Below are 25,712 nucleotides of genomic sequence, written 5' to 3'. Positions count from 1 at the left end.
AGCCCTTACCTGTTCTTGCCGGGAACCCAGAGAATATCGTCGCGCCCGTGCTGATTGGCGTGACGGGAGGCCACGAACAGGTAATCCGACAGTCGGTTCGCATATTTCAGCGCTTCCGCATTAACGATCTCCTGCTGGCCGTCGCGCAACGCCACCATCACCCGCTCGGCCCGGCGCGCGATGGTGCGGGCCATGTGCAGATGGGCCGACAGCGCCGATCCGCCCGGCAGGATGAAGGAGTTGAGCGGCGCCAGCCCGTCATTGAGCCGATCGATTTCGCCTTCGAGCCAAGCGACCTGGGCAGGCAGGATGCGCAGCGGCTCCCAGGCCAGCGGTTCGCCGGTCTCGGGCGTAGCGAGGTCCGCGCCGAGATCGAAGAGGTCGTTCTGGATGCGGCGGAGCGCGGCTGCCAGTTCGACGCGTTCAGCGCAATGAAGAATGGCCAGCCCAATGGCGGAATTGGTCTCGTCGATCGCGCCGAAGGCCTCGATGCGCAGGTCGGATTTCAGCCGCCGCGGGCCGATGGCCAGCCCCGTCGTGCCGTCGTCGCCGGTGCGGGTATAGATCTTGTTGAGCTTCACCATATAAGGAGCGACCGCCACCGGTCAGCCACAGCGTCAGCATGATCAGCGCCACTGCGATCGCCTGCAGCACGATGCGCAACTGCATCAGCTTGTTGGAGGTGTTGCCGTTGCCGCCCACCATCATGTTGTAGAGGCCGCGCCCGAGCACGACGACAACGAGGAACATGACGACGATGGCGGCGAAATAGGTGACTGTGCCCATCGAAAAATCCAATCTCAACCCAGCCGGGCCAGCAGTTTGTAAAACAGCCCCGCCGGCAGAAGCCGTTTCAGCAGAACGCCCTGCCTGGCCGGTCGTGTGATGACATAATGCGGCTTCGGCCGCGGCGACGTCAAGGCGTGGCGCAGATCCCGATAGACGGCGTCGGGGCCGAGCTTACCCTTCATGCCGGTTCGCTCGCCTCTCAGACGGGCCAACTGCCTCTCGTATTCCTTACGATGAACGGACCCTTGGAGATCAATATTGGCCTCGACATGAGCAAGCGCATTGGCCGTGAAACGTGATTCGATCGGGCCGGGTTCCAGAAGCGAAACATGGATGCCGGAGCCGTAAAGCTCCATCGCCATGGTCAGCGACAGTGCTTCCAACGCGTGCTTGGAGGCATTGTAGGCTCCGCGCCAGGGATAGGGGACCAGGCCGAGAATCGAGGAGCATTGCACGATGCGGCCGTGGCCTTGGCGGCGCATGACCGGGATCACGCGACGCGTCAGTTCGTGCCAGCCGAAAAAATTCGAGTCAAATTGTCGTCTCAGCACCTCGGTGGTCAAATCCTCGACCGCGCCCGGTTGACCATAGGCGCCGTTGTTGAACAGCGCATCCAGCGTTCCACCGGTTCGCGCCAGCACATCGCCCACCAGAGCGTCGATCGTGTCGACTTGCGTGTAATCCATCAGGAAGGTCTCGACGCCATCGGCCTCGAGACTCGTGCGATCTTCTTCTTTCCGGACGGTCGCAAAGACCCGCCATCCCTCGGTTTTCAGGGCGCGGGCGCAATAGGCGCCGATGCCGCTCGAGGCGCCCGTGACGATGATGCTAGGCTTTTCAGTCATTTCGACGCTTTTCCTGTACAAAGGAGCCTCGCCTTCCCATATTCGCTTTACGCCCGGGAGAAAAGACGTGGAGATCGAATGCCGGCAGCCGTAAGACTGGCCTGGAAAGTAGGGTTCGACGCCTTCTGGCATTTCAGCGAGGATGACGGCTGGGCCATGGCCAGTCACGTGGCCCTGTCGGCGCTGCTCGCGATTTTCCCGTTTCTGATTTTCGGGGCGACGCTCGCATCTTTTCTGGGGGCGGACGAATTTTCCGAAACCGCCGTGCATCTGATCTTCGACAATCTGCCGGCTCTGATCGCCGAGCCGATTTCCAAGGAAGTCGTGCAGGTGCTGACCATCCCGCGCGGCGGGCTGTTGACCATCTCTGTTCTTGCCGCCTTCTACTTCGCCTCCAACGGCGTCGAGGCGCTGCGCATCTCCATGAACCGCGCCTATCGCGTCTATGATCCCCGTCGCTGGTACATCACCCGCATGATCAGTCTGGGTTATGTGCTGGCGGCGGTGATGGCGCTCGTTCTGCTGTCGGCCTTTCTGGTGGCGGCGCCGCTCGCCGTGCATTTCGCCGGCCGCTTCATTCCCATCGCCTCGGATCTGATGACGCTGATCGACAATTGGAGCGTCTGGGGCGCGCTCGCCACCATACTGATCGTGCTCTTCGTCGCCCATCTCTTCCTGCCGGCCGGCAAGCGCAGTTTCCTCGACGTGCTGCCGGGCATCGTGTTGACCATCATCGCCTGGTATGCGGCCGCCCAGGTGTTCGGCTACTATCTCTCCACCTTCGCCAATTACGCCGCCACCTATGCCGGCCTGGCCTCGATCATGATCGCGCTGGTTTTTCTCTATATGCTCGGCGTGATCCTGATGCTGGGCGCGGAGATCAACGCGGCGCTGATGAAATATCGCGTCCGCCGGCTGATCAAACGCAGCATCAGCGGTTCTCCCACTTCAGAGCCCGATCCGGCGGCGGATGTCTGAGGGCGTCCCGCCCGCCTGCCCGAGCGCACGTAGCCCGGTCGATTGCAGGCTCTTCGATAGTTTCTGGCCGCTCTCGTCGGTGAGCAGCCGATGATGCAGATAGGTCGGCGCGGGCAGATCGAGGAGGCGTTGCAGCAGCCTGTGAACCGGTGTCGACCAATAGAGATCACGCCCGCGCACCACATGCGTCACGCCCTGCAGCGCGTCGTCCACCACCACTGAGAGATGATAGCTCGACGGCGCGTCCCAGCGCCACAGCGCCACGTCTCCCCAGAGAGAGGGATCGGCGGGGATGTGTTCGGGCGCGGCTGCCCCCGTTTCCAGCCAAGCCAGCTTTTCTGACCCGAGACGCGCAAGCGCCCGTTCCATGTCGAGACGCCAGAGATGCCGCTCGCCCGCTTCGATTCGCGCCGCCGCGACGGCCGGGTCCAGATCGCGCTCTTCGGTGGGGTAGAGCGGCGTGCCGTCGGGATCGCGCGGCCAGTCGCCGCCCTGCGCCTCCCTGTCCGCCACCCGGCGCTTGACCTCGGCGCGGGACAGGAAGGCGGGATAGACGACGCCCATGCCGCGCAGCCTCTCCAAAGCATCGCGATAGACGTCGACATGCTCGGATTGTCGGCGCACGGGCTCTTCCCAGTCCAACCCCAGCCAGCGAAGATCCTCGAAAATCAGCGTCTCGAATTCCGGCCGGCAGCGCTGGGGGTCGATATCTTCGATGCGCAGCAGGAAGCGGCCATTCGTCTCGCGGGCCATGTCGTGATTGAGGATCGCCGACAGCGCATGGCCGAGATGAAGTTCTCCGTTCGGACTGGGCGCGAAGCGGAAGACCGGCGTCATGTCTAGGCCGGTTGCTTCTTGGAAAACAGCGATCCCGAGACCGCGATCAGAGCCCCGCCTGTGACCAGCAGGCAGGCCAGCAGGATGCGCCAGGACGGTTCGGTGAAGCCCGCGACGATCAGCACCAGCGTCGAGAGCACCGGCGCCGAATAGCTGGCGACGCCGAGGATTTGGATATTGCCCTTCTTCACCCCGTAATCCCAGGTATAGAAGGCGGCGCCCACGGGCAGCAGCCCGAGACCTGCGATCGCCAGCCATTCCGTCGCCGTGTCCGGCCAGACCGTCGTCTCGAGCGCCAGATGGCAGACGAGCGACAACAGCGACGTCGCCAGGCAGAAGCCTGTCACGACATCGGTCGGTGCCGAGCCGAATTTGCGGCTGATCAGCGAATAGCCCGACCAGAAAAAGGCGCAGGCGAGGGCCGCGCCATAGCCGATCATCAACTGCACTTCGCTGAAGGCGGACGCCCCTTCCGTGGAGCGCGCCGAGACGATCAGACCCGCGCCCGCCAGCCCCGCCAGCGCGCCGAGAATATGGACCGCCTTCAGTTTCTCGCCCGGCAGCATGGCCGAGCCGAGCACGATGAACAGCGGCCAGAGATAGGCGATCATGCTGGCGTCGGCGGCCGGCGCGTTGCGCAGCGCGGTGAAGTAGAGAAAGTGATAGCCGAACAGCCCGACAATGCCGAGGATCCAGACAGGCGCGGGTTGGCGCAGCAGTTTCATCCGCTCCGGCTTGACCGCGAACAGCAGCAGACCGGGCAGGGCGCCGATGGCGAAGCAGACGGCGTTCATCTGGAACGGCGGCATCTTGCCGGAGGCGGCGGTCATCAACGCCAGCAGCGACCACATCAGGATGGCCGAAAAACCGATCAGCGTGGCGCGAGTCATTCAAAGCCCCCGAAAGCGGCCGCTATCCTTCGAAACGCGTGGCGGTGATGCTGATCACCCCATATTTCGTTGGCACGGCGAGATAGACAGGCGCATATACATCGAGCTTGGCCGACTTCGCAAACCAGATTTCGATATTGGCGAGCTGCTTGATGTAATCGATGTCCTTGCTCTTGCGGCGATGGCCCGACACCGGCTCGTAGCGGATCGAGCAGACCGTCACCTCGCCGTCGTAACCGGCCGCTTTGAACCTGTCGGTCCGCTTTGGGGAAAGGCGCAAATTCATTCGCGCCTCCCCGTCGAACACGCCGACCATGGCGCGGCAGGGCTCGCTCGCCGCGGGAACGATGAGGGCGGTCACGGGGTCGGTGACGTTGCGAAGATCTTCCGGCCGGGTCGGCACCCAATTCTTGCGTTTGCTGTAGTCGGGTTTGGGCGTGATCGTGGACGAGGTCACCTGATCATGCAGAAAGCGGGTCTGGAAGGATCGCGACCGGCGGCCGTAATCGTAGTGGAAGGAGAAGTCGCGCGGCCGCCAGCTCTTGCGACCCGCAAGGCCGTCGACCTTGATCCTGGCTCTGGTGTTGGTGATGAAGCGGGCGAGCCCGGTGGTTCTGAGCGTGGCGGATACTTCGTAGCGCTTGTCGCGCAGCGTCGTGATGAATTCGGCCCTCGCGATCGGCAGGCCGGAGAGCGCGATGCTGAATTCGGCCGTGTTGACGGGATCTTCTGCGCGCGCGACGGATGCGCCCGCGACGATCAAGGCGGAGACGAAGAGACGGAAAAAGCGATTCTGCATGGCGGTCACGATCATTTGCGAGACCGGTTAGGCGGTCAATGTGGTTTTTCTACGCTGTTCAGTGAGCAGGGTTTCGGGTCCCGCGAGTCGAGATTTTTGCCTCTTTCACTCGCTTTGGCTTGACAGGGCCGCGCCATCTCTCTATGGAACCGCAACTTCCAAAACAGGCCGGCGGCGCGCGGGCCCGACTATCGGGCCGGAAAGTCATGTCGTAGGGCTCGAAAAAGAATAGGTGATATCATGTCCCGTTGTTGCGAATTGACCGGCAAGGCCGTCCAGTCGGGAAACAATGTTAGCCATGCGAACAACAAGACCAAGCGCCGGTTCCTGCCGAACCTGTGCAGCGTCACGCTGATTTCCGACGCGCTCGGCCAGCGTTTCCGTCTTCGCGTGTCCGCCGCGGCTCTCCGCTCGGTCGAACATCGCGGTGGTCTCGATGCGTTTCTCGCCAAGGCCGACGAAGGCGAACTGTCCGTTCGCGCCCGCCTGCTGAAGCGCCAGATCGCCAAGAAGGCTGCCGCCTGATTTCAGGCTGCGCATGCATGAGATGAGGGCTTGAACGGCGTCGTTCAGGCCTTTTCTCTTTGTGCTTTATCGATCCAGATCCGTCCTCCAACTGGTGGCATCACCCAGGATAAAAAAATGCAGGCTCAACGCTATACGTCTGTCTATGTCATTCTGATGACCCTCGTGGTCGTCGCCTCCAACATCCTCGTCCAGTATCCGCTGGCTGGGACGCTGTTCGGCGTAAACCTCGCCGACCTGCTGACCTGGGGCGCCTTCACCTATCCGGTGGCTTTCCTCATTACCGATCTGACCAATCGCCAGTTCGGGCCGAAATACGCCCGTGTGGTGGTCATCGCCGGTTTCGTGGTCGGCGTCACTTTGTCCTGGTGGTTCTCTGCGCCGCGCATCGCCATCGCCTCCGGCGTGGCCTTCTTCTGCGGCCAGATGCTGGATATCAGCGTGTTCAACCGGCTTCGCCGCATGTCCTGGTGGCGCGCGCCGCTGATGGCGTCGCTGTTCGGCTCGGTGCTCGACACGGCCCTGTTCTTCAGCCTGTCCTTTGCGGCCTTTTTCTCCTTCCTCGGCCCCAATGACGACTTCGCCCTCGGCGTCTCCCCGATCTTCGGCGTGATGACGATGGAGGCGCCGCGTTGGATTTCCTGGGCGCTGGGCGACCTCACGGTGAAGATGCTGGTCGCGCTTTTCATGCTTCTGCCCTATGGCGCGCTGATGAGCATCCTGAAGCCGATGCCGTCGCAGGAAAAGACGGCCTGACAACAAAAGCACGGGACGCCCGATCGCGGCGTCCCCTACCTGACCCATTCGGTCAAGGCTTTCGCCGATGGCTTGGCAGTCGGTGCGTCTCCCCTCCGATGCGGGGTTCGGAGGGTCGAGACGCCCACTCGGCGAAAGCCCGAACTCCCCCTTCCGGCTCTGCCGGGAGGGGGAGGTTATTTCCTAAAGAGTTTCGATAGATGACCTTTGTGGCCAGTGCTTGGCCAGCGGTCAGCCCTTGACCGGGATCTTGTTCTCGAGATAGCGGAACGTCACCACCAGCAATCCCGTCAGGCAGACATAGATCCCGGCGAGCAGCAGCAGCGGCTCATAGGTGAGGTAAGTCTCCTGCCGCACTTTCGAAATCACGCCATAGACATCGATCACCGTGATCGTCGCCACCAGCGGCGTCGATTTCAGCTGCAACACCGTTTCGCCCGAGAGCGTCGGCAGCGCTCGCTGTACGGCGCGCGGCAGCCAGATGCGGCGAAACAGCGTGAACGGGCTCATCCCATAGGCCTTGGCCGCTTCGATCTCGCCTTTGGGCACGCCGGCGAAAGCCCCGCGCATCACCTCGCCTTCATAGGCGGCGAATGAAATCATCAGCGCGGTGAATCCGTAAGGCCAGCCCTGTCGGAGATAGGGCCAGAGGAAGGATTGGCGGATTTCCGGATATTGCGCGAAAAGGGAGCCGAGCCCGTAGTAGATGAGCCAGAGCTGGAGAAGCAGGGGCGTGCCGCGAATGACTCCGCAGAAGCCGGAGGCAAGCCAACGGATCGGCAGAGGGCCCGCGACCTGGGCGATCCCAAGAAAAATCGCGAAGAAGAACCCTATAATCGCCGAGGAAAACAGCATGGCGAGCGTGCGCAGAATGCCCTGGCCGAGCAGCGGAATGTAGCGCGGCAGCCAGTCCCAACGCATCAGCATCGCGGCCGATGCGATGAGCGCAATGAACAGCGCCGCCATGACCATGCGGTGCGGCATCCAGAAGCCGGGTTTTGCGAGGGGTGTGACCGTACTCATGACGGCCTCGCAATGCCGCGGCGGAAATGCGCGTCGAGCGCCCGGATGATCAGGCTGGAGACGATGCTGAGCGTGAGATAAAGCGCGCCTGCCGCGAGGAAGAAGGTCATATAGGCCTTGGTGGCGCCGGCAGCCTGCCTTGTGGCGAGCGTGAGTTCGGTGAAGCCCACCACGGCGAGGAGAGCAGTGTCCTTGGTGGCGATCATCCAGAGATTGCCGAGCCCCGGCAGCGCATAGGGCAGCATGGCCGGCAGGATGATGCGGCGGAAGATCTTCAGCGGCCCCATGCCATAGGCGCGCGCCGCTTCGATCTGTCCCGGCGGAATGGATTTGATCGCCCCGCGAATGACTTCCGTGGAATATGCGCCCTGGACGAAGCCGATCACCACGATGCCGGCGACGAGCCCGTTGATGTCGATCGGGCTGCCGCCGAAGGCGGTCAGCGCCTGGTTCACGAGATCCGTGCCGGCGTAATAGAGCAGCAGGATCAGGATGAGTTCGGGAATGGCGCGCACCAGCGTGGTGTAGACTTCCAAGAAGTCCCGGGTCACGAGCCCGCCATAGAGCTTGCCGGAGGCGCCGAGCGCGCCGATCAGCACGCCGAGCCCGAATCCGCCGATGGCGATTTGGATCGAGACGAGAAAGCCGTCGAGCAGCACGCCGCCCCAGCCGGGCGGCTCCAGCGACAGCATGCCGAGATTGGAAAGGGATATCAGCGCGTCAAACATCGAAATCGCAATCGTCGCCGGGAGGAAAAGCGGCGCGACGGTCAGCCGCCGCGCCGATGACGATCAATCGCCGTAGATGTTGAAGTCGAAATACTTCTTGGAGAAGGTCTCGTATGTGCCGTCGGCGCGGATCGCCTTGATGGCGGCGTTCAGCTTGTCCTTGAGCGCCGTGTCTTCCTTGCGGACGCCCATGCCGACGCCGGGGCCGAGGATTTCGAGGTCGGCGGCAACGTCGCCCTTGTAGTCGCAGCAGGCGGCGCCGGCTTCGGATTTCAGGAAGGCGTCGAGCGCGATGGCGTCGGCTTGGACGGCGTCGACGCGGCCGGCGGCGAGATCCTGGTTGGCCTCGTCCTGGGTCTGGTATTCCTTGATTTCGGCGGCGGTCGAGGCGAAGTGCTTCTTTACATAGTCCGCATGCACGGTCGAGACCTGCACGCCGATGATCTTGCCCGAAAGGCCTTCGGCGGTCGGCTTGAAGCTGTCTTCCTTGCGACCGATGACGCCGGTGGGCGTGTTGTAATATTTGTCGGTGAAGTCGATGGTCTTCAGGCGTTCGCCGGTGATCGACATCGAGGCGATGATCACATCGATCTTCTTGGAGGTCAGCGCCGGGATGATGCCGTCCCAGGAGACCGGCGTGATGACGCAATCGAGCTTGGCTTGCTTGCAGACGGCTTCCTGAAGCTCGACTTCCCAACCGACGAACTTGCCGGAAGCGTCCATCGAGGTGAAGGGCGGATAGGGCTCGGTGATGAAGCCGATCTTGACGCTTTCCGCCGAAGCGACGGCTCCGCCGCCCAGTACCACCGCGAGCGCCAGCGCTGCGGTTTTCAATGCCTTGATCATGAGGTTCCCCTGTTTTTGGTTGATCAGTGGATGGAGCTGATGAATTTCCGGAGGCGGTCCGATTTCGGCGCGCCGAAGACCTGATCCGGCGGGCCCTGCTCCTCGATGAGCCCGTTGTGAAGGAAGACGACATGGTTCGCCACGTTGCGGGCGAAATTCATCTCATGCGTGACGAGCAGCATGGTGCGATTTTCCTTGGCTAGGTCGCCGATGACGCTGAGCACTTCACCCACCAGTTCCGGATCCAGCGCCGAGGTCGGTTCGTCGAACAGGAGGGCGAGCGGATCGACGGCCAGCGCACGGGCGATCGCCGCGCGCTGCTGTTGGCCGCCCGACATGAAAGCCGGATAGATGTCGCGTTTTTCGAACAGGCCAACCCGCTTCAGAATAGCTTCAGCTTTGGCGATCGCCTCGTCGCGCTTGAGGCCGAGCACTTGCACGGGCACTTCGATGACGTTCTGTAAAACCGTCATATGCTGCCAGAGATTGAAGCTCTGGAACACCATGGCCAGCCGCGAGCGTATCCGCTGCACCTGCTTGCGATTGGCGGGCTGCAGATTTCCCTGTCCGTCGCGTTTCAGCGCGATTTCCTCGCCGTGAATGCGGATCGAGCCGGCGCTCGGCAATTCCAGCATGTTGATGCAGCGCAGGAAGGTCGATTTGCCGGAGCCGCTGCCGCCGATGATGGCGATCACATCGCCCTGCTGAGCGGAGATCGAAACACCCTTGAGCACTTCGAGCGGCCCGAATTTCTTGTGTAGATCGTGAACCTCGATGGCTTTCGCCGTCTCTGTCATAAATACCGCCAAACATAGGCGTGCAACCGCCCATTCGTGATGTTTTTGTTCCCCAGTCTTATCATTCGCCGGTGCGGTCACTGGCCTCCGCCCGGCCTTTCGAAAAAGTAAATCACTTGTTTTGCAATTATTCAAGTGTATAATCCATTTATCTTGCAGGGCAGCAATTCCGCTTACGTCCCCCATCTCGGAGTTTTCCATGAGCGCCTATGGTTCCCAGGCGATGTCCACCCCTCTCGCCCGCGTTCTGATGCGACGCCCGGGCAAGAGTCTTCTCGCTGCGGATCCGCAGGAATGGCATTACGGCCCCACTTTCGATGCGCCCAAGGCGATCGAGCAATATCAGGCTTTCGCGCGGCTGGTCGAACAATCCGGCGCCGAAATCCTCTGGCTGGAAGACGAGGGCGACGGCCTCGCCGATTCGATGTTCACCCAGGACCCGTCTTTCGTCACCGAACAGGGCGCGGTAATCCTTCGCATGGGCAAGCCGTTGCGCCGCCAGGAGGCGTATCTGCATGAAGCCGCCTATCGCGCCGCCGGTATCCCCATTCTCGGCCGTCTGGAAGCGCCCGGCACGGTGGAAAGCGGCGATTGCGTCTGGCTCGACAAGCAGACGCTCTGCATCGGCCGGGGCGTTCGCTCCAATCAGGCCGGGATCGACCAGCTTCAGACGATTCTCGCGCCGCTCGGCGTCACCGTTCTCGGCTTCGACCTGCCGCTCTGGCAGGGCGAAGAGGCCTGCCTGCATCTGATGAGCGTGATCTCGCCGCTCGCCGAGGACCTCGCGCTCGTGCATGCGCCGCTTCTACCGGCGAGCTTCTATCTGCTTCTCAAGGAGCGCGGCATCCGAATGATCGTCGCGCCGCCGGAAGAGTTCGCCGACAGCAACGGCCTCAATCTCAACGTCCTGCCGACCTCGCCCTACAAGGTGATCATGATCGACGGTTTCCCCAAGACCAAGGCCGCCATGGAGGCCGCCGGCTGCGAGGTCCAGACTTTTGCGGCCGATGCGCTCTGCATCGCCTGCGAAGGCGGCCCGACCTGCCTCACCCGGCCGATCCTGAGAAGGGACTGAGATGACGCGACGCAGCTTTCATCATGAAAGCGAGGATGCGCGGCGGCAGGCTTTGGTCGCCGCCACGCTCGACTGCATCGTCGATTTCGGCCTGCAGGGCGCGACCGTGCGCCAGATCGCCGATCGGGCCGGGGTGACCGCCGGCCTCATCCGGCACTATTTCGCCGGCAAGGACAATCTCTTCCAGGCCGCCTATCGCGAAGTGGTCGTGACCATGTTCGACACCGCCCAGCGCTCGGCCGACGAACATCAGGGCGATCCGCTCGCGCGTCTCTCCGTCTTCGTGCTCGCCAATTTCAAGCCGCCGGTGATAGACCAGCGCATGCTGGCGCTCTGGGCGACCTTCATCGCCCAGACCGGCGTCGATCCGGCGCTGGCCGGCATTCATCGCGAGGGCTACATCTCCTATCGCGAAACGATCGAGAGCCTGGTCAAGGACGCCATGGAGGCCGCCGGCAAGGCCTCGACCTCCGAGGATCGCCGCGCCCAGGCCATCGCCATCAACGGCGTCATCGACGGCCTTTGGCTCGAAGGCTGCATGGCCGCCGACATGTTTGCCGAGGGCGAACTGGGCCGCATCGCGCTCCTCGCCGTCGAGCGCCTGACCGGGCTGACCCTGCCCATCGAAGATCCGCATTTTCTCAAAAAGGACTGACATCATGCGCTACGCCTCCATCACCGAAAGGCTCGACGGGCTCGGCTCCGGCAAATGGGCGCTGCACATCGCCGCCCGGCAGATGGCGCATGACGGCGTCGACGTGATTCAGCTGACCATCGGCGAGCCCGACGTCTCGACCGATCGCGCGCTGCTCGATGAATGCGCCCGCGCCATGTATGCCGGCCGCACCCGCTATTCCAACGGCCGCGGCGAACCCGCCGTGGTGGCCGCGCTGGTCGAGAAATACCGCAAGCGCCGCGACGACGTCACCTCCGCCAATGTCCTCTGCTTCCCCGGCACGCAGACGGCGCTGTTCACCGTCATGCTCGGTCTCGTCGAAAAGGGCGATGTCGTGCTGACGGGCGATCCGCTCTACGCTACCTATGAAGGCGTCGTCGCCTCCACCGGCGCGCGTCTCGCCACGGTGCCGCTCCGCGCCGAGCAGCGCTTCCATCTCCAGGCCGCCGATCTCGAAAAGGCGATCACCCCCAACACCCGCGTGCTGCTGCTCAACAATCCCCATAATCCCTCGGGCGCGGTGCTCAGCCCGCGCGAAGTCGCCGAGATCGGCGAGGTCTGCCGCAAGCATGATCTCTGGATCGTCTGCGACGAAGTCTATGAAGAGCTGATCTTCGACAAGGCCTTCGCCTCGCTCTTCGACGATCCCGCGCTCGCCGACCGGGTGATCGTCGTCTCCTCGATCTCGAAGTCGCATGCCGCGCCGGGCTTCCGCTCCGGCTGGGCCATCGGTCCGGCGGAATTCTGCGAGCGGCTGCTGCCGGTGTCCGAAACCATGCTGTTCGGCGTCCAGCCGTTCATTTCCGACATGACGGCCATGGCGCTCAGCCAGGATTTCGACACCGCCGCGGTGATGCGGGACAATTACTGGCGTCGCGCCAATATCGCCCGCGAGGCGCTGGAAGGCTCCAACGCCATCGCGCCGCTGATGCCCGAAGGCGGCATGTTCATCCTGCTCGACGTCTCCGCGACCGGCCTGTCGGGCGAGGATTTCGCCTGGAAGCTCTTGAAGGACAAGCATGTCGCGGTCATGCCCGGCAACTCCTTCGGCGAGCAGGCGCGCAATTTCTTGCGTCTGTCGCTGACCGTTCCGGATGAGGATCTGAAGATCGCCATGCACAGGATCGCCACGCTCGGCGAGGAACTGCTGCCGGCCGCCAAACGCGCCTGATCCTTCGGCCAATCGCCCAATGAAAAAGCCCTTTCCGGCGCGGCCGGAAAGGGTTTTTTCTTACTCGCGTTCTATAGGTCTTATTCGACGTCGAACTTCACGCCCTGGGCGAGCGGCAGGGTGCGGCCGTAATTGATGGTGTTGGTGGCCCGCCGCATATAGGCCTTCCACGAATCCGAACCGGATTCGCGGCCGCCGCCGGTTTCCTTTTCGCCGCCGAACGCGCCGCCGATTTCCGCGCCCGAGGGGCCGATATTGACGTTTGCGATGCCGCAATCAGAGCCGCGAGCCGAGAGAAACGCTTCCGCCTCGCGCAGGTCATTGGTGAAGATCGACGAGGACAGGCCCTGCGGCACGGCGTTGTGCAGCTCGAGCGTGGCGTCGAAATCGGAATATTTCATCACATAGAGGATCGGCGCGAAGGTCTCGTGCTCCACCGGGCCGCATTGCGACGGCATTTCCACAAGCGCCGGGCGGACATAATAGGCGTTGTCGCCTTCGGCTTCGAGCACGCGTCCGCCGCCATGCACGGTTCCGCCATTGGCTTTCGCCGCGTCGAGCGAGGACTGCATGGCCTGATAGGCGCGGGCGTCGATCAGCGGGCCGATCAGCGTGCCTGTTTCGAGCGGATTGCCGATCTGCACCGAGCCATAGGCCTTGATCAGACGCGGCGCCAGCGCGTCATAGACGCTGTCATGCACGAAGAGGCGACGCAGCGTCGTGCAGCGTTGGCCGGCCGTGCCCATGGCGGCGAAGGCGATGCCGCGCAGCGCCAGATCGAGATCGGCCGAAGGGCAGATGATCGCGGCATTGTTGCCGCCGAGCTCCAGGATCGAGCGGCCGAAGCGGGCGGCGACGCGCGGGCCGACCTGACGGCCCATCGCGGTCGAGCCGGTGGCGGAGACCAGCGCCACCTTCTTGTTGTCGACCAGCGCCTCGCCGATGGCGCGGCCGCCGATCAGCAGCTGCGACAGGCCCTCGGGCGCGGCATAGCCGGCTTCGACATAACGGGCGATGGCGCGGTCGAGAATGGCGTGGGTGGCGATCGCCGTCAGCGGCGTCTTTTCCGACGGCTTCCACAGGATGGAATTGCCGCAGACGAGCGCCAGCGCCGCATTCCACGACCAGACGGCGACCGGGAAGTTGAAGGCCGAGATGATGCCGGTGACCCCCAGCGGATGCCAGGTTTCCATCATGCGATGGTCGCCGCGTTCGGTGGCGATCGTCAGGCCGTAGAGCTGGCGGGAAAGGCCGACCGCGAAATCGCAGATGTCGATCATTTCCTGCACTTCGCCCAGGCCTTCCGAGGTGATCTTGCCGACCTCGATCGAGACGAGGCGGCCGAGCGCATGTCCTTGTGGGCGCGGAGTTCTTCGCCGAGCAGGCGCACGAGCTCGCCGCGCTTGGGAGCCGGAATGGTGCGCCAGGCGAGGAAGGCCGCATGCGCGCGGTCGATCGCGGCTTCGGTCGCGGCCGCATCGTCTTCGGCGACAGCGGCGATCTGTTTGCCGGTCACCGGCGAGAAGACATTGAGCGAACCGCCGGAGAGGCGCGAGGCGGGAACGCCGAGCGCCGCCATCAGCTGGACGGTTTCGCTGGCGAGGTCGAGGGTGGAAAGGGTCATGATCGTCTTCCGGAGGTTGGAGGGCGTTGAATGTTGATCAGAGACGGTGTTCGGCGAAATGCGCCACCTGGGCGCCCGCCTCATACCAGGCTTCCTTGATGGGACGAAGGCTGGGCGCGCGCGGATCGGTGACCGGCAGCGGCAGATCCTGTTCCGTCATGTCGCCGAGAATCAGTTGCGAGAGCACTTTGCCGAACACCGTGCCAGGCGCAATGCCGCGGCCATTGTAACCGGAAAAGCCCACGACATTGTCGGCGAAGCGGTGAAAGCGGGGCAGGGCGTTGTCGGTCATGCCGATCTGGCCATACCATTCGCTTTCGAACTCCACCTCGCCCAGTTGCGGGAAGAGCTTGGCGAGCGCCCGGCGCGCCCAGTTCTTGTGCACGGTCTGGCCGCCGTTGCGCAGCGCGCCGACGCTGCCGAACACCATGCGTCCCGCCTGATCCATGCGGAAGGAGGAGAGGATTTCCTTGGTGTCCCAGCATCCTTCGCGGTTCGGCAGGATTTCTTTCAGGAGATCAGCCGACAGCGGCGCCGTGGCGAGGTTGAAATAGGGCAGGTGGATCTGCTCATAGCGCACCTGCTCCCAGGGGCCGGTGCTATAGGCGTCGGTGGCGACGATGATCCAGTCGGCGGTGACCGATCCTTGCGCGGTCGAGACTTTCCAGCGCGATCCCGTCCGTTCGGTCGATGTGACAGGGCTGTCGCCGCACAGCCGTGCGCCGGCTGCGAGCGCCGCCTTGGCGAGGCCGCGCACATAAGCGAGCGGCTGCAGCGTGCCGGCCCGCATGTCGAGAAGCGCGCCGCGATAGGCGGATGCGCCGATGCGGCGGGCGGTCTCTTCCGCCGAGAGCAGGCTCACCGGCGCGCCGCGCTTGGCCCATTGTTCGCAGCGCGCTTCGATTTCCCTGAGACCCTCGTCGCCGACCGCGCAATGCAGCGTGCCCTGCCGCTCCAGTTCGCAGGCGATGCCATGCTTGTCGATCAGCTCCATCACCAGCCTGGGGCCGTTGCCGAGCAGGTCCAGCAGTCGCTCGCCATGCAGATCGCCGAGAACGCCCGGCAGGTCGTCGGGCATCACCCACATGCCGGCATTGATCAGTCCGACATTGCGGCCGGCGCCGCCATAGCCCGGCTCGCGCGCTTCCAGCACGATCACCGACGTCCCGCGTTGGGCGAGATGCAGCGCCGCCGATAGGCCGGTGAAGCCGCCGCCGACGATGACGACATCGGCCTGGGCGTCGCCTGACAGAGCAGGCGTCGGAGCAGGCGCGGGAGCGGTTTTTTCCCATAGACCGTGCGAGCGGGAATCGTTGAGCATGGCTGCCTCTGTTCTCTAGAGAAACGCTCTAGACCTCTGGTCTTACCGCTTCGACAACATCCTGAATATCGCTGTTTCAGCATGAGTTCATTCCGAATCGGAATGATCTGATTATTCTCTACCATCGGATTTTCGACGCATTGGCGGCGTTAATGCAGGCGAAAAGAATTTCCTGTATTTCAACCGGGCGCCGCGCTATAGGCCCGCACTCGGCGCATCCGACCGCATGACCGACGAGGTTTCCCCGATGCAGCATAAGAAGGCCGTGGCCCCATCGCCCGACGCCGACTATCCCGAAATCCTGGACACGCTGGAATTTCAGCGATCCCTGGAGGCCATCGCGACAGAGCAAAGGGGTAAGCCGGAGCAGGCCCGCGCGGCGCTCCTGACATTCTTCAGGACGGTGAATGCCGAAGGCCGCGCCAAGGTGCGGGAGATCTTCAAGACGGAAGGCCTGGGCATGGCCTGCGCCCGGCGCATCTCCTGGCTCGAAGACCAAATCGTCGCCGCCGCTTTCGATTACGCCACCCACCACGCCTATCCCGGCAGCGGCAATTTCTGCGTCACCGCCGTCGGCGGCTACGGCCGCGCCACGCTCGCGCCCGGCTCCGACATCGATCTCCTCTTCCTGCTGCCCGGAAAGCAGACCGAGACGGGCCACAAGGCGGTCGAGTTCATTCTCTATCTGCTCTGGGACATGGGCCAGAAGGTCGGCCACGCCACCCGCACCATCGAAGAATGCCTGAAATTGTCGCGCAGCGACGTGACCATCCGCACCGCCATTCTCGAAACCCGCTATATCTGCGGCGCCCGCGCGCTGGCGCAGGAGCTCGAGGCGCGTTTCGACGGCGAGATCGTCAAGAACACCGGCCCGGAATTCGTCGCCGCCAAGCTCGCCGAGCGCGACGACCGCCACATCAAATCCGGCAACACCCGCTATCTGGTCGAGCCGAACGTCAAGGAAGGCAAGGGCGGCATCCGCGATCTGCACACGCTGTTCTGGATCGCCAAATATTTCTACCGGGTGCGCGACACCGCCGATCTCGTCCGCCTCGGTGTTCTGTCGAAATCCGAATACGCGCTGTTCCAGAAAGCCGAGGACTTCCTCTGGGCGGTGCGCTGCCACATGCATTTCATCACCAGTAAGGCCGAGGACCGTCTGTCCTTCGATCTCCAGCCGGAGGTGGCCGCAGCGCTCGGCTACCAGTCGCGTCCCGGCCTGTCGGCCGTCGAGCGCTTCATGAAGCATTACTTCCTGATCGCCAAGGACACCGGCGATCTGACCCGCATTCTCTGCGCCGCGCTGGAAGACCAGCAGGCCAAGGAACAGCCGGGAATCGCCAACGTGATCAGCCGCTTCGCCAATCGGCGCCGCAAGATCCCCGGCGCCGCCGATTTCGTCGAGGATCGCGGCCGGCTCGATGTCGCCGCGCCCGATGTGTTCAAGAAGGATCCGGTCAACCTGATCCGCTTCTTCCATGTCGCGGATCTGCATGGGCTGGAGCTGCATCCCAATGCGCTGAAGAGCATTACCCGTTCGCTCGGCCTGATCGACGATGATCTGCGCGGCAATGCCGAGGCCAACCGGCTGTTTCTGTCGGCCCTGACCACGCGGCGCGATCCGCAGCTCGTGCTGCAGCGGATGAACGAGGCCGGCGTTCTCGGCCGCTTCATTCCGGAATTCGGCAAGATCGTCTCGATGATGCAGTTTTCGATGTATCATCACTATACGGTCGACGAGCATCTCATCCGCACCGTCGGCGTGCTCTCGAAGATCGAGAAAGGCGAGGGCAAGGAAGAGCATCCGCTCGCCTCGCAGCTCATCAAGACGATCGAGGATCGCGAGACCCTCTATGTCGCAACCCTCCTGCACGATATCGCCAAGGGGCGTCCCGAAGACCATTCCATCGCCGGCGCCAAGGTCGCCCGCAAGCTCTGCCCGCGTCTCGGCCTGTCTCCCAAGCAGACCGAGATGGTCGCCTGGTTGATCCAGGAACATCTGACCATGTCGATGGTCGCCCAGACGCGCGATCTCAACGACTGGAAGACGATCAACGATTTTTCCATGCGCATGCAGTCGCTCGAGCGGCTGAAAATGCTGCTGATCCTCACCGTCTCCGATATCCGCGCTGTCGGTCCCGGCGTCTGGAACGGCTGGAAGGGTCAGTTGCTCCGCATCCTCTACTACGAGACCGAACTGGTCTTGGCCGGGGCTTCTCCGAAGTCACCCGCACCGAGCGCGTTCAGAATGCGCGCGACAAGCTGGCGCATGCGCTGTCGGACTGGCCGGAGAGCGAGCGCAAGGCTTATGTCCGCATGCATTACGCGCCCTATCTCCTGTCGGTGCCGCTCGAAGACCAGGTGCGTCACACCGGCTTCATCCGTGACGTCGACAAGGACGGCCGGGCGCTGGCCACCATGGCCCGCACCGACGCCTTCCACGCCATCACCGAAATTACGGTCTTTGCGCCCGACCATCCGCGCCTGCTCGCGATCATCGCCGGCGCCTGCGCCGCGGCCGGCGCCAATATCGTCAACGCCCAGATCTTCACCACAGCCTTCGGCCGCGCGCTCGACACGATCCATGTCAGCCGTCAGTTCAAGGACGACGAGGACGAGCTGCGCCGCGCCACCACAATCACCCGCATGATCGAGGATGTGCTCTCCGGCAAGCGCCGTCTGCCGGAGGTGATCGCCGCGCGCACCAAAGGCAAGAAGCGCGACAAGACCTTCACCATCGTACCCTCGGTGACGATCTCCAACAGTCTGTCGAACCGCTTTTCGGTCATCGAGATCGAATGCCTCGACCGGCCCGGCCTGCTCTCGGACATCACTTCGATGCTGGCCGACCTCTCGCTCGACATTGCGTCCGCCCGCATCACCACCTTCGGCGAGAAGGTCATCGACACCTTCTATGTCACCGACCTGACCGGCGAAAAGATCACCACCGAAAACCGCCAGGCGCTGATCGCCGCCCGGCTGAAATCCGTCATGCCTGAAGGGGAGGACGGCGCATCCCGCGTCGCCCCCGGCGTCGTCACGCCGCTTCAGCCCAAGGGCGTCCGCAAACCGGCCCCAAGCGCATGAGCCTCGTCAAGAAATTCATGACGGTGGGCGGCGCCACCCTCGGCAGCCGCTTCATGGGTTTCGCGCGCGAAACCATGATGGCGGCGGCGTTGGGCACGGGGCCGATGGCCGACGCTTTTTACGCCGCCTTCCGCTTCCCCAATCTCTTTCGGCGTCTGTTCGCCGAGGGCGCGTTCAACGCCGCCTTCGTGCCGCTCTTTGCCAAGGAAATCGAGGGCGGCGGCAAGGAAGCCGCCAAGCGCTTCTCCGAAGAAGTCTTCGGCGTCCTCTTCACCGTGCTGCTCCTCATCACCATCGTGATGGAGCTCGCTATGCCGCTGATCGTGCGCACCGTCATTGCGCCCGGCTTCGAGCCCGGAACGGAGAAATACGAAGTCACGGTCAAGCTGGCGATCGTGATGTTTCCCTATCTGATGTGCATGTCGCTGACGGCGATGCTGTCGGGCATGCTCAATTCGCTGCATCACTATTTCGCCGCCGCCATCGCGCCCGTCTTCTTGAACGTCATGATGATCGGCGCGCTCGGCTACGGGCTCTGGACCGGCGCCGATCCGCTCGCCACCGCCTGGTATCTCTCCTGGGGCGTGCTCGGCGCAGGCCTCCTGCAGATGGCGGTGCTCTATCTCGGCGTGTTGCATGCCGGCATGTCGATCACCTTCCGCTGGCCGCGCATGACGCCGAACGTCAAGCGGCTGCTGGTGCTGGCCCTGCCGGCGGCGGTGACCGGCGGCATCACCCAGATCAACCAGCTCATCGGCCAGATGATCGCCTCCACCAAGGACGGCGCCATCGCGGCGCTGCAATATGCCGATCGCATCTACCAGTTGCCGCTCGGCGTCGTCGGCGTCGCCGTCGGCGTGGTGCTGCTGCCGGAATTGTCGCGCGCCTTGCGCGCCGGCCATCTCAAGGAAGCCTCCAACATCCAGAACCGGTCGCTGGAATTCGTGCTGTTCCTGACGCTGCCGGCGGCGGCCGGCATCTGGGTGCTGTCGGACGAGATCATCCGCGTCGTCTATGAACACGGCGCCTTCAATCCCTCGATGACCGCCACCGTCGCCTCGATCCTGGCGATCTACGGCCTCGGCCTGCCCGGCTTCGTGATGATCAAGGGCCTCAATCCAGGCTTCTTCGCCCGCGAGGACACCAAGACGCCGATGCGCTTCACCATGATCGCCGTCGGCGTCAACTGCGCGCTCGCCGTCTCGCTCTTTCCCTTCATCGCCGAACGCGGCATCGCCACCGCCGAGGTCGCCTCGGGCTGGATCTCGACCCTGTTGCTAGGGATCACGCTGTGGCGGCGCGGCCATCTCGAAATCGAGCCGGCCATGGCCTGGCGCGTCGTGAGACTCATCATCGCCGCGCTGATCATGGCCGCGGCGGTGGAATACGCCTCGCGCTACGCAGCCCCCTATATCCGCGCCGAAAGCGGACTGTTCGAACAGGTCGGCGCCGTGCTCACGCTGATCGGCGTCGCCATGGTCGTCTATTTCGCCGTCGCCTTCGCCATCGGCGGCGCCAGCCTCGGCATGCTCCGGCGCAACATCAAGCGCGGCGCGGCGACCCCGCCGCCCACAGCCCCGGAGGAGTGATGCGCAGCCTGTTTCTCGCCACGCTGGTGGTTCCCGATTACGACGCGGCCATCGCCTATTATCGCGACACGCTGGATTTCGAACTTTCCGTGGATCAGCCGCTCGGCGACGGCAAGCGCTGGGTCGTGGTGCGGCCCGATAAGAGCGAGGGCGCGGGCCTGCTGCTCGCCCAGGCCGATGGAGCGGATCAGCAGGCGGCCATCGGAGCCCAGACCGGCGGCCGCGTCAGCTTCTTCCTGTCGACCGACGACTTCGCGAGAGATCACGCGCTCTATCTCGGCCGCGGCGTGACGTTCCTCGAGGAGCCGCGTCACGAACCCTACGGGACCGTCGCCGTTTTCCGCGACGCCTTCGGCAATCTCTGGGACCTGATCCAGCACGCCAAATCTTCTTGATCCCGTCGCATGCGCCGTGCATAAGCGCGACCGTTAGCAACCTGGGCCTTTGGCCCTTGGGGCCCTCCACAAGCCCGGAGCGTTGAGAACAGCGTTCCCTATGAGGTCGATCATGAGCGAATTCAAGAAACTCGTCTTCTCCGGCGTGCAGCCCACCGGCAATCTGCATCTCGGCAACTATCTCGGCGCCATCCGGAAATTCGTCGCGCTGCAGGATGGCAACGACTGCGTCTATTGCGTCGTCGACATGCATGCGTTGACGGCCCAGCTCGTTCATGACGACCTGCGCGGCCAGATCCGCTCCATCGCCGCCGCCTTCATCGCCTCGGGCATCGACCCGGTGAGGAACATCGTTTTCAATCAGTCGGCCGTGCCGCAGCATGCCGAATTGGCGTGGATCTTCAACTGTGTCGCCCGCATCGGCTGGATGAATCGCATGACGCAGTTCAAGGACAAGGCCGGCAAGGATCGCGAGCAGGCCTCGCTCGGCCTCTACGCCTATCCGAGCCTGATGGCCGCCGATATTCTCGTCTATCGCGGCACGCATGTGCCCGTCGGCGACGACCAGAAGCAGCATCTGGAGCTCGCCCGCGACATCGCCATGAAGTTCAATCTCGATTACGCCGAGCATATCCGCAAGGCCGGTGTCGGGATCGACATCACCGTGGGCGACGAGCCCGTGCACGCCTATTTCCCGATGGTCGAGCCGCTAATCGACGGGCCGGCGCCGCGCGTCATGTCGCTCCGCGACGGCTCCAAGAAAATGTCGAAGTCGGATCCCTCCGATCTCTCGCGCATCAACCTGATGGACGACGCCGACGCCATCTCCAAGAAGATCCGCAAGGCCAAGACCGATCCGGATGGTTTGCCGAGCGAAATCGACGGCCTCAAGGGCCGCCCGGAAGCCGACAATCTCGTCGGCATCTACGCGGCGCTGGCCGACAAGAGCAAGATTGATGTGCTCGCCGAGTTCGGCGGCCAGCAATTCTCGGTGTTCAAACCGGCGCTGGTCGATCTCGCCGTGAACACTCTCTCGCCGATCACCGGTGAAATGCGCCGTCTGATGGAGGACACGACCCATATCGACGCCATCCTCCGGGACGGCGGCGAAAGGGCGCGGGCGCGGGCTGAAGTCACCATGAACGAAGTGCGCGACATCGTCGGATTTCTGCGCTAAGTCTGGGCCCTGTTGAGGGGGAGCGGAACATCATGGTGTCCAAGCGACAATCGAGGCTTGAGGGTCACCGCCGCAAATTCATGGCGGTGATCGACAATACTCCGGAATGCGGCCGGGCCGTGCGTTACGCCGGCATGCGCGCCAAGAATTCCGGCGGCGGCCTGGTGCTCCTCTATGTCGTCTCCGACGCCGACTTCAACCAGTGGATCGGCGTCGGCGACATCATGCGCGCCGAAGCCCGTGAAGAGGCAGAAACCGTCATGGCCACCATCGCCCAGCGGGTGCGCAACGAGATCGGCGCGGAGCCTGAACTGGTTATTCGTGAAGGCAAGGCGTCGGACCAGATTCTACAACTGATCGAAGACGACCGCGACATCGCCATTCTCGTCCTCGCCGCCGGCAGCGGCAAGGAAGGCCCGGGACCTTTGGTGCAGCAGGTGGCCGGTCGCGGCGCGGCTTTCCCCATTCCCGTCACCATCATTCCCGACAGCCTGACCGACGAAGATATCGACGCGCTGAGCTGACGCGGCGAAAGATCGCGAAAACTTGAGACGGCAAACCTTGTTTGACGCTGGTTTCAAGCGCATATCGCTTGCGATCGGCCGCCAAACAGCCTATTTGTTTAAAACCATTCTAAAGTGCCGCCGTCTTGACCGGCGAGGACCAAAGGAGCCCGACATGTTCATCCAGACCGAAGCTACGCCCAATCCGCAAACGCTGAAATTCCTTCCCGGCCGCGTCGTGCTCGAAACCGGCACAGCCGATTTCCGCGGCCCCGAGGATGCGGCCCAGTCGCCGCTCGCCGAGCGGCTGTTTTCGGTGCGCGGCGTCACCGGCGTGTTCTTCGGCTATGATTTTGTGACCGTGAGCAAGGAAGACGCCGATTGGGCGCATCTCAAGCCGGCTATTCTCGGCGCCATCATGGAGCATTTCATGTCCGGCGCGCCGATCATGGGCGGCGCCCGCTCCGCCGAGGCGGAAGACAGCGAAGGCGAATTCTTCGATCCCGCCGACATCACCATCGTCGACACGATCAAGGAACTGCTCGAGAGCCGCGTGCGCCCGGCTGTGGCCCAGGATGGCGGCGACATCACCTTCAAGGGCTTCCGCGACGGCACCGTTTTCCTCAACATGAAGGGCTCCTGCGCCGGTTGCCCGTCGTCCACCGCCACCCTGAAGCACGGCGTGCAGAATCTGCTTCGCCACTTCATTCCTGAAGTGCGCGAAGTCGAGGCCGTCTGATCGTCCGCATGCGCCTGCTTCTTATCGACACCTCCGGGCCCGTTTGCGCCGCCGCCATTTATGACGCCGAGGACGGCAGTCTCATGGCCGCGCGGTCGGAAACGATCGGCAAAGGCCATGCCGAACTTCTGCCGGTGATGGTCGATGAGGTCGTCGCCGAATCGGGCGTGCCGCTCGCGAGTCTCGATCGCATCGCCGTGACCATCGGCCCCGGCTCCTTCACCGGCATCCGCGTCGGCGTCGCCATGGCGCGGGGATTCGGCGTCGCATTGGGCAAGCCCGTGGTCGGCGTCTCGACGCTGAGGATCGTCGCGGAGAGCGCGTTGGAAATCGGCCCGCCCACACCGGTGATGCCGGTGCTCGACGCCAAGCGCGACGAAGTCTATGCGCAGATTTTCTCTCCGCTGGGGAAGCGCTCACCGAGCCCGCTTCCTATGATTATGCGGGCGCGGCGGCAGCCGCGTCGCGTTTTGACGCGATCACCATTGGTTCCGGCGCGGGTCTGCTGACCGGTGGGGATGCAACGGGTCCCGACGCCTTTCCGCTCGCCGCGATCGGCCGCATCGCATCGCGCGCCGAACAGGATGAACAAGCTTCGCCCCTTTATATCCGGGGCGCTGATGCAAGGCCGCAAATTGGTTTTGCAGTGCAGCATGCTTGAGCAAGTCGAGCGGTATGGTTTTCTAAAGAAGTTGAGCTTAAGCTCACTCTCCTGATACCCCGCATGCATGGATGGGAGCCATGAAACCAGGCGCTTTTCTTGAGAATCTCTTCGCCCGGAAAATCGAATTCGATATCTTTCCTGCTGAAAGCGCTGATTGCGATGAGTTTTCTCGCCTGCATGGCGAGCGCTTCTATCGCCGCTGGGGCGATGGCGAATTTCATTCGCTGATGACCCAAGACACCGTTTTCGGCTTTTCGGCCCGCGTCACCAGCGGTCCGAGCCAAGGATTGGGCGGCTTCGTGTTGGCCCGTGAGGCGGCGGGCGAAGCGGAAATCCTCACCATTGCCGTGTCGGACAAATTCGGACGCCAGGGGCTCGGCTGGCGGTTGATGCTGGCCGCCATGCGCGAAACCCGCGCCCGGGGCGGGGAAACCATCTTCCTCGAGGTCGACGAGGGCAATGTCGCAGCCTTGGCTCTCTACCGTAAATTGGGTTTCCTGCAGATCGCCGAACGCAAGGGTTATTACGCCGACGGCAAGGGCGGCAAGTCCACCGCGCTTGTCATGCGGCTTGATCTTCGCTAGTTCCTCAGCCGAACTAGCTGAAGGATCGCGGTCATGGCGGATATCACGCGCACGCTCGAGGAACTCTGCGCCGAACGCGGCCTCAGGATGACCGACCAACGGCGAATCATCGCGCGCATCCTGCAACAATCTTCCGATCATCCCGATGTCGAGGAATTGCATCGCCGCTCGTCGGCGGTCGATTCGCGCATCTCGATCGCCACCGTCTATCGCACGGTGAAATTGTTCGAGGACGCCGGCATCATCGAGCGGCATGACTTCCGCGAGGGGCGCTCGCGCTATGAGACGGTTCCGGAAGAGCATCACGACCACCTGATCGATCTCAAGACCGGCCGCGTCATCGAATTCCACTCTCCCGAGATCGAGGCGCTGCAGGAGCGGATCGCCCGCGAGCATGGCTTCAAGCTCGTCGATCACCGCCTTGAGCTTTATGGAATTCCGCTCAATCGCGACGATCAAGGCTGAGGCGTAGATTTTATGGTCGCCTGGCTTCGGATCGCTGTTAGCCTGTTGGGCGTCTTCATCGTCACCTTGCTTCTCCTGCCGTTTCAACTTGCTTTTCTGGCCACGGGCCATCATTGGCGCAATCGCCTGCCGCGCCTCTGGCACCGCGCCGCTCTCTGGGCGGTCGGCATCCGCGTCGAGGTCAAGGGAAAGCTCGGCGGCCGCAGGCCGCTCCTGGTGGTGTCCAACCATTCCTCCTGGCTCGACATCCTCGTGATGGGCTCGGTGGCGGACGTCACCTATGTCGCCAAGGCCGAAGTCAAGGATTGGCCGATCTTCGGCCTGCTCGCCCGATTGCAGCGCTCCGTCTTCGTGGAGCGTGAACAGAAGCGAAGGTCGCAAGATCAGGCCAACGACATGGCCGATCGTCTCAACGCCGGAGAGGTGGTGGTGCTGTTTCCCGAAGGCACGACTTCGGACGGCAATCGCCTTCTCGTCACCAAATCCACGCTGTTCGCCGCCGCGACGTCTGCGGCGCAGACATCGCCCACCGGCATGGTCGACGTCCAGCCCGCCGCCATCGCCTATACGCGCATCCATGGCATGCCGATGGGGCACTATCACCGTCCCGTCGCCGCTTGGCCCGGCGATATCGACTTGCTGCCGCATCTGATCGGCGTCCTGAAGACCGGCGCCATCGACGCCGAGGTCAATTTCGGCCCGCCCATCGAGGTGACGACTGCCACCAACCGCAAGGCGCTGGCGATCCAGGCCGAAAGCGAGATTCGCCGGCTGATGGAAGAGTGCCTGCGCGATCGCGCCGTGCGCGACCTTTGACGCCGGCGCTTCC

At 63.4% G+C, this 25,712-nt stretch carries 25 protein-coding genes and 3 pseudogenes; 16 read left to right on the top strand and 12 right to left on the bottom strand.

From position 1 onward, the window contains the following. Positions 1–5: 5 nt before the first annotated feature. From H2O14_RS27375 to H2O14_RS11590, 3 genes and pseudogenes are all read right to left on the bottom strand, one after another. Entirely contained in the window at positions 6–584 is a 579-nt protein-coding gene (locus tag H2O14_RS27375) for a cob(I)yrinic acid a,c-diamide adenosyltransferase (RefSeq protein WP_246697367.1), read from the bottom strand. A gap of 7 nt (positions 585–591) precedes the next feature. Next, positions 592–786 (bottom strand): annotated as a pseudogene (locus H2O14_RS27370) (twin transmembrane helix small protein); the annotation flags it as partial. Positions 787–800: 14 nt separating this feature from the next. Beyond that, entirely contained in the window at positions 801–1,634 is an 834-nt protein-coding gene (locus H2O14_RS11590; protein WP_182827775.1) for an SDR family oxidoreductase, read from the bottom strand. Between the two features lie 78 nt (positions 1,635–1,712). Here H2O14_RS11590 and H2O14_RS11585 point away from each other — a divergent pair, with 78 nt between their 5' ends. Further along, positions 1,713–2,612: a YihY/virulence factor BrkB family protein gene (locus tag H2O14_RS11585; RefSeq protein ID WP_182827774.1), complete on the top strand. Its 900-nt coding sequence runs from the start codon at positions 1,713–1,715 to the stop codon at positions 2,610–2,612. On the opposite strand, the gene gluQRS is transcribed toward H2O14_RS11585, so the two are convergent. The 3 genes from gluQRS to H2O14_RS11570 are packed head-to-tail and all read right to left on the bottom strand — an operon-like array spanning position 2,583 to position 5,138. Beyond that, on the bottom strand, positions 2,583–3,449 hold the full coding sequence (gluQRS, locus tag H2O14_RS11580; protein ID WP_182827773.1) for a tRNA glutamyl-Q(34) synthetase GluQRS: 867 nt from the start codon (positions 3,447–3,449) through the stop codon (positions 2,583–2,585). The genes H2O14_RS11585 and gluQRS overlap by 30 nt on opposite strands. A gap of 2 nt (positions 3,450–3,451) precedes the next feature. Next, on the bottom strand, positions 3,452–4,339 hold the full coding sequence (locus H2O14_RS11575; RefSeq protein ID WP_182827772.1) for a DMT family transporter: 888 nt from the start codon (positions 4,337–4,339) through the stop codon (positions 3,452–3,454). A 22-nt stretch (positions 4,340–4,361) separates the two neighbouring features. Next, positions 4,362–5,138, bottom strand: a complete 777-nt coding sequence (locus H2O14_RS11570; RefSeq protein ID WP_246697581.1) for a DUF3108 domain-containing protein — start codon at positions 5,136–5,138, stop codon at positions 4,362–4,364. A gap of 240 nt (positions 5,139–5,378) precedes the next feature. Between H2O14_RS11570 and rpmB the strand changes: the two genes are divergently transcribed. Continuing rightward, positions 5,379–5,663, top strand: a complete 285-nt coding sequence (gene rpmB, locus H2O14_RS11565) for a 50S ribosomal protein L28 (protein WP_137153917.1) — start codon at positions 5,379–5,381, stop codon at positions 5,661–5,663. Between the two features lie 117 nt (positions 5,664–5,780). Next, positions 5,781–6,419, top strand: a complete 639-nt coding sequence (locus tag H2O14_RS11560) for a VUT family protein (protein WP_182827770.1) — start codon at positions 5,781–5,783, stop codon at positions 6,417–6,419. Positions 6,420–6,650: 231 nt separating this feature from the next. On the opposite strand, the gene H2O14_RS11555 is transcribed toward H2O14_RS11560, so the two are convergent. The 4 genes from H2O14_RS11555 to H2O14_RS11540 form a co-directional block, all read right to left on the bottom strand. Next, a complete protein-coding gene (locus H2O14_RS11555; protein ID WP_182827769.1) occupies positions 6,651–7,442 on the bottom strand; it encodes an ABC transporter permease in 792 nt (263 codons plus the stop codon). Then, positions 7,439–8,170: an ABC transporter permease gene (locus H2O14_RS11550; RefSeq protein WP_182827768.1), complete on the bottom strand. Its 732-nt coding sequence runs from the start codon at positions 8,168–8,170 to the stop codon at positions 7,439–7,441. Before H2O14_RS11550 ends, H2O14_RS11555 begins: the two co-directional genes overlap by 4 nt. 63 nt (positions 8,171–8,233) lie before the next feature. Continuing rightward, positions 8,234–9,016, bottom strand: coding sequence for a transporter substrate-binding domain-containing protein (locus H2O14_RS11545; RefSeq protein ID WP_182827767.1), 783 nt, complete (start codon positions 9,014–9,016; stop codon positions 8,234–8,236). 23 nt (positions 9,017–9,039) lie between these two features. Beyond that, positions 9,040–9,813, bottom strand: coding sequence for an ABC transporter ATP-binding protein (locus H2O14_RS11540; RefSeq protein WP_182829346.1), 774 nt, complete (start codon positions 9,811–9,813; stop codon positions 9,040–9,042). 199 nt (positions 9,814–10,012) lie between these two features. Here H2O14_RS11540 and H2O14_RS11535 point away from each other — a divergent pair, with 199 nt between their 5' ends. From H2O14_RS11535 to H2O14_RS11525, 3 genes are read left to right on the top strand one after another with little or no spacing between them, the layout of a single operon-like run. Continuing rightward, on the top strand, positions 10,013–10,888 hold the full coding sequence (locus tag H2O14_RS11535; RefSeq protein ID WP_182827766.1) for a dimethylarginine dimethylaminohydrolase family protein: 876 nt from the start codon (positions 10,013–10,015) through the stop codon (positions 10,886–10,888). 1 nt (position 10,889) lies between these two features. After that, positions 10,890–11,543 (top strand): TetR family transcriptional regulator C-terminal domain-containing protein, encoded by a 654-nt coding sequence (locus H2O14_RS11530; protein ID WP_182827765.1) that lies wholly within the window; start codon positions 10,890–10,892, stop codon positions 11,541–11,543. A gap of 4 nt (positions 11,544–11,547) precedes the next feature. After that, entirely contained in the window at positions 11,548–12,735 is a 1,188-nt protein-coding gene (locus H2O14_RS11525; protein ID WP_182827764.1) for a pyridoxal phosphate-dependent aminotransferase, read from the top strand. An 80-nt stretch (positions 12,736–12,815) separates the two neighbouring features. Here H2O14_RS11525 and H2O14_RS11520 read toward each other — a convergent pair. Both H2O14_RS11520 and H2O14_RS11515 read right to left on the bottom strand, forming a co-directional pair. Further along, positions 12,816–14,359: pseudogene (locus H2O14_RS11520) on the bottom strand (aldehyde dehydrogenase family protein). Positions 14,360–14,396: 37 nt separating this feature from the next. After that, positions 14,397–15,680 carry an FAD-binding oxidoreductase gene (locus tag H2O14_RS11515; RefSeq protein ID WP_182827763.1) on the bottom strand — a complete coding sequence of 428 codons (1,284 nt, stop codon included), beginning with the start codon at positions 15,678–15,680 and terminating at the stop codon, positions 14,397–14,399. Between the two features lie 226 nt (positions 15,681–15,906). Between H2O14_RS11515 and H2O14_RS11510 the strand changes: the two are divergent. The 10 genes and pseudogenes from H2O14_RS11510 (at position 15,907) to H2O14_RS11465 (ending at position 25,699) form a co-directional block, all read left to right on the top strand. After that, positions 15,907–18,767: pseudogene (locus H2O14_RS11510) on the top strand ([protein-PII] uridylyltransferase). Next, entirely contained in the window at positions 18,764–20,356 is a 1,593-nt protein-coding gene (gene murJ / locus H2O14_RS11505; RefSeq protein ID WP_182827762.1) for a murein biosynthesis integral membrane protein MurJ, read from the top strand. The pseudogene H2O14_RS11510 and the gene murJ overlap by 4 nt, the downstream one beginning before the upstream one ends. After that, positions 20,353–20,751, top strand: a complete 399-nt coding sequence (locus H2O14_RS11500; RefSeq protein ID WP_312858591.1) for a VOC family protein — start codon at positions 20,353–20,355, stop codon at positions 20,749–20,751. Before murJ ends, H2O14_RS11500 begins: the two co-directional genes overlap by 4 nt. A gap of 112 nt (positions 20,752–20,863) precedes the next feature. Continuing rightward, positions 20,864–21,928 carry a tryptophan--tRNA ligase gene (gene trpS, locus H2O14_RS11495; protein ID WP_182827760.1) on the top strand — a complete coding sequence of 355 codons (1,065 nt, stop codon included), beginning with the start codon at positions 20,864–20,866 and terminating at the stop codon, positions 21,926–21,928. Between the two features lie 32 nt (positions 21,929–21,960). Further along, positions 21,961–22,452, top strand: coding sequence for a universal stress protein (locus H2O14_RS11490; protein WP_182827759.1), 492 nt, complete (start codon positions 21,961–21,963; stop codon positions 22,450–22,452). Between the two features lie 154 nt (positions 22,453–22,606). Then, a complete protein-coding gene (locus H2O14_RS11485) occupies positions 22,607–23,170 on the top strand; it encodes a NifU family protein (RefSeq protein WP_182827758.1) in 564 nt (187 codons plus the stop codon). Positions 23,171–23,178: 8 nt separating this feature from the next. Beyond that, entirely contained in the window at positions 23,179–23,679 is a 501-nt protein-coding gene (gene tsaB / locus H2O14_RS11480; RefSeq protein ID WP_246697366.1) for a tRNA (adenosine(37)-N6)-threonylcarbamoyltransferase complex dimerization subunit type 1 TsaB, read from the top strand. Between the two features lie 232 nt (positions 23,680–23,911). Next, entirely contained in the window at positions 23,912–24,418 is a 507-nt protein-coding gene (locus H2O14_RS11475) for a GNAT family N-acetyltransferase (RefSeq protein WP_182827757.1), read from the top strand. Between the two features lie 33 nt (positions 24,419–24,451). After that, positions 24,452–24,883 (top strand): Fur family transcriptional regulator, encoded by a 432-nt coding sequence (locus H2O14_RS11470; protein WP_182827756.1) that lies wholly within the window; start codon positions 24,452–24,454, stop codon positions 24,881–24,883. A gap of 12 nt (positions 24,884–24,895) precedes the next feature. Next, a complete protein-coding gene (locus H2O14_RS11465; protein ID WP_182827755.1) occupies positions 24,896–25,699 on the top strand; it encodes a lysophospholipid acyltransferase family protein in 804 nt (267 codons plus the stop codon). The last annotated feature ends 13 nt before the right edge of the window (positions 25,700–25,712 follow it).

The organism is Rhizobium sp. G21 (assembly GCF_014158035.1).
Taxonomy (GTDB): Bacteria; Pseudomonadota; Alphaproteobacteria; order Rhizobiales; family Rhizobiaceae; genus Rhizobium_E.
The sequence above is the reverse complement of the archived record's forward strand: the minus strand, read 5'-3'. Positions and strand labels throughout refer to the sequence as shown.

Excerpts from the sequence above, each read along its gene's own strand:
- H2O14_RS27375 (WP_246697367.1), bottom strand. The coding sequence starts at position 584 with ATGGTGAAGCTCAACAAGATCTATACCCGCACCGGCGACGACGGCACG.
- H2O14_RS11590 (WP_182827775.1), bottom strand. The coding sequence starts at position 1,634 with ATGACTGAAAAGCCTAGCATCATCGTCACGGGCGCCTCGAGCGGCATC.
- H2O14_RS11585 (WP_182827774.1), top strand. The coding sequence starts at position 1,713 with ATGCCGGCAGCCGTAAGACTGGCCTGGAAAGTAGGGTTCGACGCCTTC.
- gluQRS (WP_182827773.1), bottom strand. The coding sequence starts at position 3,449 with ATGACGCCGGTCTTCCGCTTCGCGCCCAGTCCGAACGGAGAACTTCAT.
- H2O14_RS11575 (WP_182827772.1), bottom strand. The coding sequence starts at position 4,339 with ATGACTCGCGCCACGCTGATCGGTTTTTCGGCCATCCTGATGTGGTCG.
- H2O14_RS11570 (WP_246697581.1), bottom strand. The coding sequence starts at position 5,138 with ATGCAGAATCGCTTTTTCCGTCTCTTCGTCTCCGCCTTGATCGTCGCG.
- rpmB (WP_137153917.1), top strand. The coding sequence starts at position 5,379 with ATGTCCCGTTGTTGCGAATTGACCGGCAAGGCCGTCCAGTCGGGAAAC.
- H2O14_RS11560 (WP_182827770.1), top strand. The coding sequence starts at position 5,781 with ATGCAGGCTCAACGCTATACGTCTGTCTATGTCATTCTGATGACCCTC.
- H2O14_RS11555 (WP_182827769.1), bottom strand. The coding sequence starts at position 7,442 with ATGAGTACGGTCACACCCCTCGCAAAACCCGGCTTCTGGATGCCGCAC.
- H2O14_RS11550 (WP_182827768.1), bottom strand. The coding sequence starts at position 8,170 with ATGTTTGACGCGCTGATATCCCTTTCCAATCTCGGCATGCTGTCGCTG.
- H2O14_RS11545 (WP_182827767.1), bottom strand. The coding sequence starts at position 9,016 with ATGATCAAGGCATTGAAAACCGCAGCGCTGGCGCTCGCGGTGGTACTG.
- H2O14_RS11540 (WP_182829346.1), bottom strand. The coding sequence starts at position 9,813 with ATGACAGAGACGGCGAAAGCCATCGAGGTTCACGATCTACACAAGAAA.
- H2O14_RS11535 (WP_182827766.1), top strand. The coding sequence starts at position 10,013 with ATGAGCGCCTATGGTTCCCAGGCGATGTCCACCCCTCTCGCCCGCGTT.
- H2O14_RS11530 (WP_182827765.1), top strand. The coding sequence starts at position 10,890 with ATGACGCGACGCAGCTTTCATCATGAAAGCGAGGATGCGCGGCGGCAG.
- H2O14_RS11525 (WP_182827764.1), top strand. The coding sequence starts at position 11,548 with ATGCGCTACGCCTCCATCACCGAAAGGCTCGACGGGCTCGGCTCCGGC.
- H2O14_RS11515 (WP_182827763.1), bottom strand. The coding sequence starts at position 15,680 with ATGCTCAACGATTCCCGCTCGCACGGTCTATGGGAAAAAACCGCTCCC.
- murJ (WP_182827762.1), top strand. The coding sequence starts at position 18,764 with ATGAGCCTCGTCAAGAAATTCATGACGGTGGGCGGCGCCACCCTCGGC.
- trpS (WP_182827760.1), top strand. The coding sequence starts at position 20,864 with ATGAGCGAATTCAAGAAACTCGTCTTCTCCGGCGTGCAGCCCACCGGC.
- H2O14_RS11490 (WP_182827759.1), top strand. The coding sequence starts at position 21,961 with ATGGTGTCCAAGCGACAATCGAGGCTTGAGGGTCACCGCCGCAAATTC.
- H2O14_RS11485 (WP_182827758.1), top strand. The coding sequence starts at position 22,607 with ATGTTCATCCAGACCGAAGCTACGCCCAATCCGCAAACGCTGAAATTC.
- tsaB (WP_246697366.1), top strand. The coding sequence starts at position 23,179 with ATGCGCCTGCTTCTTATCGACACCTCCGGGCCCGTTTGCGCCGCCGCC.
- H2O14_RS11475 (WP_182827757.1), top strand. The coding sequence starts at position 23,912 with ATGAAACCAGGCGCTTTTCTTGAGAATCTCTTCGCCCGGAAAATCGAA.
- H2O14_RS11470 (WP_182827756.1), top strand. The coding sequence starts at position 24,452 with ATGGCGGATATCACGCGCACGCTCGAGGAACTCTGCGCCGAACGCGGC.
- H2O14_RS11465 (WP_182827755.1), top strand. The coding sequence starts at position 24,896 with ATGGTCGCCTGGCTTCGGATCGCTGTTAGCCTGTTGGGCGTCTTCATC.